Below are 3,382 nucleotides of genomic sequence, written 5' to 3' on the forward strand. Positions count from 1 at the left end.
GGTGGATGGCTCCAAGGCGTTGAGCAAGGCCATCCGCCGCACCTTCGGCGCCGATATCCCCATTCAACGAGGATGCCCCGTCACCACGATGCGGTTGCAATCCGCGGTGCCGGCAGATGCGGCGTTTACAGCCGCAACCAGCAGCAATGAAGTCGCGGCAATGCGCAGGCGCGATCTAAACTCTGTCATATCATGCTCTTTCATCAGTTGACGATTTTGCGAGGGCGTTGAACGCATGAGGACTCGCTATCCCGAGAAGTCAGAGAATAGTCTGGGCGCATGAACTCAACTTGCATTGAGGCATGTCAATTGACTGAGGATTGGCCGTGCAATGGGGTCTGCCCATGACGCCGCAAGTCCTGACAAGACTGCCATCCACAATTTCGACGGTCAGGCAATGCGCAGAGCGCGCCAGGCATGCATCGGGGAGTCAGGCGAAAGTCCGCTGTCTCATCAGTTCGTATCCGCCTTCGCCCTGAGGATCTCACCCAGTTCGGGACGTCTCATGAGATTCCTGAAACTGGGCGACCTCGTCGTTCCTGCACATCATGGCGGGAGCGGCCATACCGGGTCTTGCTATCGGCCTTGCCGAGCGCGAAGATAGGAGGATTTTCCTGGCCTCAACCTCAGCCCAAGCATGCCGAACCTTGGGACAGACACGTGTTTCAGAAACCTAGGATGCTGAGCCATTGCACGAAGGCCTGGTCGCTGGGACTCCAATGTGTTTTGATCTGCTTGCCACGGCGCAGCAATCGGACACCCGGTATGCCGCGAGAACCGACAAGCGTCTTCTTGCTGGCAACCACCAAGCATTGCCCTGCGTTCGTGCCTCCGAGCGAAGTTCATCCTTCAAACCCAGTGCTGCATCCTGATGGGATCAAGCGGACATGCTGCGTGTTCGTCAGTCCAGCGACCAGTGGATGTTCTGGCATTCGAGTGCGAGGGCGGAAGACTGCTCCACCACATTTACCTTCAGCCGTCGCAACAGCCGGTAGACGAGGTTCTCGGTCGAGCGCGTGCCGGATTTGTCAATTCCGGCGTTGCGGTAGTCACCAAGGCTCTTTGAGAAATCTTTCCAGCGGCTGCATTCGAAGCCCTGCTTATCGGCGAAATAGGCCGTCACGAGACCGTTGTAGGTGGTCGTGACTCCAGTCATGTCCGCCAGCATCTGGTTACGGTCAAACTTGCTCTCTTGTACGGCCGGCCGTTCCATCCACTTGTCTTCCGTGATCGAATAATGGCCAACGCCCTTCACCGGGTTCAACCGTGCGCTACGGATCACGTAGAAGTTCACCTCCAGCGGCACGCCGTGCAACAGCACCTTGCCCTCATGCTTCACCTCTATGAAAGCGTTGTAGCTCTTGATCCGCGCAGCCAGATCCTCAATGCTGCCCTTGTAGGCTGAGGTGTCTAGGAATACCCGCACGCCGAAGTCGGCGGCGTCATCATACTCATAGGAAACGTTGCTGCCGCGCACCTCGACTGACTGGATTGTGACATTCTTCAGCTTCAGTTCGGCGAACATGTACTCGATCACCTCCAGCGTGCGCTGGCGAACATCTTCACGCAACTTGTCACCGTCCCAGATTCGCGGATCGAGGTCTGTCGGGAACGTTGATATCTCGACGACCCGGGACTTGAGTTCATCAGGCGTCTCGGTGACCACAGGAGGCGCGGATACATAGGGCGCATTGTTCCATCGGCTGTCGGCCTGCGCGGCGACAGGTGCGGCCATGGCGGCGATGAGCAGGAAGAGGATGGGCATGATTTTCATGGCTGTGCGCCCTCGTTTGATGGTTCAGCGGTGCGGCGTGCCACGCCGCCCCTCGGTCAGAGCATAGTTGAGGAAGTGCCGAGCCTGGCTCAGCACCTCCATGTTGGTCAGCATCTGCTGTCCTTCGGGCCGGAAGTCCGCATGGGCAAGCGTCATCGCATCGAGCGCCTCTCGGCCCGACCGAAAGTCTGCAAAGGCCAGATCGCTGCACAGGAAACCGGTGATCGACTTGCCCCCGCTCCATTGGGCCGGGTCATTGTCGGATCCAGGTGGCTTGTAGAAGGGCGTCTTGCCAAGTCCGGTGCCCACGGCTGCCTGGAACGTCTTGTAGTCATGATCCAACCGGGCAGTGGTTTCAATGCCCACTTCGGTCGCCGAAATCGGGCGCGGCGCGCCGGGGCCTCCCTCCTGGCCCACCGGACGCGACAGACGGTACATGATCTTTCCGATCATGTACTGCGAAGGATCGGGCTGCAGGAAAACCACCTGCTTGATGTTGGCGAGCGTCATGATGCCAGAGCACTGCGCACAGGATTCAAGCGAGGTGTAGATCGTTACGTTTGACAGCGACCGGCCGTAGTCGTCGTCCATCTGGCCCTTCATTGGAGCCTTTTCAGCCGATGAACTGAGGTTCCAGCGATCATCTGCGCCAACCGCGCTGTCCCAGTCCTGGTGAATATCGGAGAGGCTGAAGATGCGCTTGATCAAGCGCGCCTCGGCGTGCTCGACGGAACTGTTGAAGATCGAGTTGTGATTGAAGTCGAAATCGATGATGTCACCATCGCCGTCAACCGCAACGCAACAGATGTTATGTCCGAGATATCTGCCACCAGCGTAGAGGGACTGCGTCCCACTTCCGGCGATGCGCTGCGATGACCGCCAGGGATAGTCCCCGGTATCGCCGTCCTTGTTGCCGTTGAAGTAGCCATGAAGCAGCGCCAGCACGAGATTTGCATAGACGCGATGGCGCTCCATTTCCTCGGCCGGAGCGGTGTAGGGTCCGATGTCGACGAGTTCGGAGAGCGGCCTGTTCCAGTAGTGCATGACCGGGTCGTCCGGCGCGACGCCCTGCGCCGTTTGGCTGTCGGCCCGGCCTTCTGTTGCTGAAACGCCCCCCGCGGCCATCGCCGCGAGCGATCCGCCCATCAGCGATGTCACGAAATGGCGGCGGTTCTGGTTGGGCAGAATTGGCATTGGGCACCCGCTTGTCTCTGATTGGCCATCGCTCGCCGTGGCGGCAGTGGAGAGTGTTGTGGTCCGACATCCGGGCGAGGCAATGCAATCCGTATTTGTACCGAAAATGGTCACTGCGAGGAGTGTTCAATGCCAAGCTGCGCGATGAAGGCGCTTCTGGTTCATGCCGGATCTTGTGAGAGGCGCTGTCAACAAGGGATCTTGCGACGCAAGCGTGCCGTAGCTCTCGGGGATCATGGAAACCTCGTTGGGTGGAACCCTGGATGTGGAAACCTGAGTGGAACCCTGAAGGGTGGAAACTGGAACCCTGAGCCGGGGTTTCCATCCCAGGGTTCCACCCTCATTCACCGGGGGAGTGGATGATCCAAAATGCAGAAAAGCCCCGGAATACGGGGCTTCTTTCGATTGATGCTG

At 58.8% G+C, this 3,382-nt stretch carries 3 protein-coding genes; 1 reads left to right on the forward strand and 2 read right to left on the reverse strand.

Translation table 11 applies throughout. From position 1 onward, the window contains the following. A partial coding sequence (locus tag WCJ41_RS20770; RefSeq protein WP_336907746.1) for a hypothetical protein occupies nucleotides 1-211 on the forward strand: 211 nt, incomplete at its 5' end. A gap of 690 nt (nucleotides 212-901) precedes the next feature. Here WCJ41_RS20770 and WCJ41_RS20775 read toward each other — a convergent pair. Beyond that, the gene (locus WCJ41_RS20775) at nucleotides 902-1,774 is read right to left on the reverse strand and encodes a hypothetical protein (RefSeq protein WP_336907744.1); all 873 of its coding nucleotides are present in this window, start codon (nucleotides 1,772-1,774) and stop codon (nucleotides 902-904) included. Nucleotides 1,775-1,798: 24 nt separating this feature from the next. Continuing rightward, complete coding sequence (locus WCJ41_RS20780; RefSeq protein WP_336907745.1) at nucleotides 1,799-2,968, reverse strand: hypothetical protein; 1,170 nt, start codon at nucleotides 2,966-2,968, stop codon at nucleotides 1,799-1,801. Nucleotides 2,969-3,382 lie beyond the last annotated feature (414 nt).

It is taken from the genome of Aestuariivirga sp., assembly GCF_037139295.1.
Taxonomy (GTDB): Bacteria; Pseudomonadota; Alphaproteobacteria; order Rhizobiales; family Aestuariivirgaceae; genus Aestuariivirga.

Excerpts from the sequence above, each read along its gene's own strand:
- WCJ41_RS20775 (WP_336907744.1), bottom strand. The coding sequence starts at position 1,774 with ATGAAAATCATGCCCATCCTCTTCCTGCTCATCGCCGCCATGGCCGCA.
- WCJ41_RS20780 (WP_336907745.1), bottom strand. The coding sequence starts at position 2,968 with ATGCCAATTCTGCCCAACCAGAACCGCCGCCATTTCGTGACATCGCTG.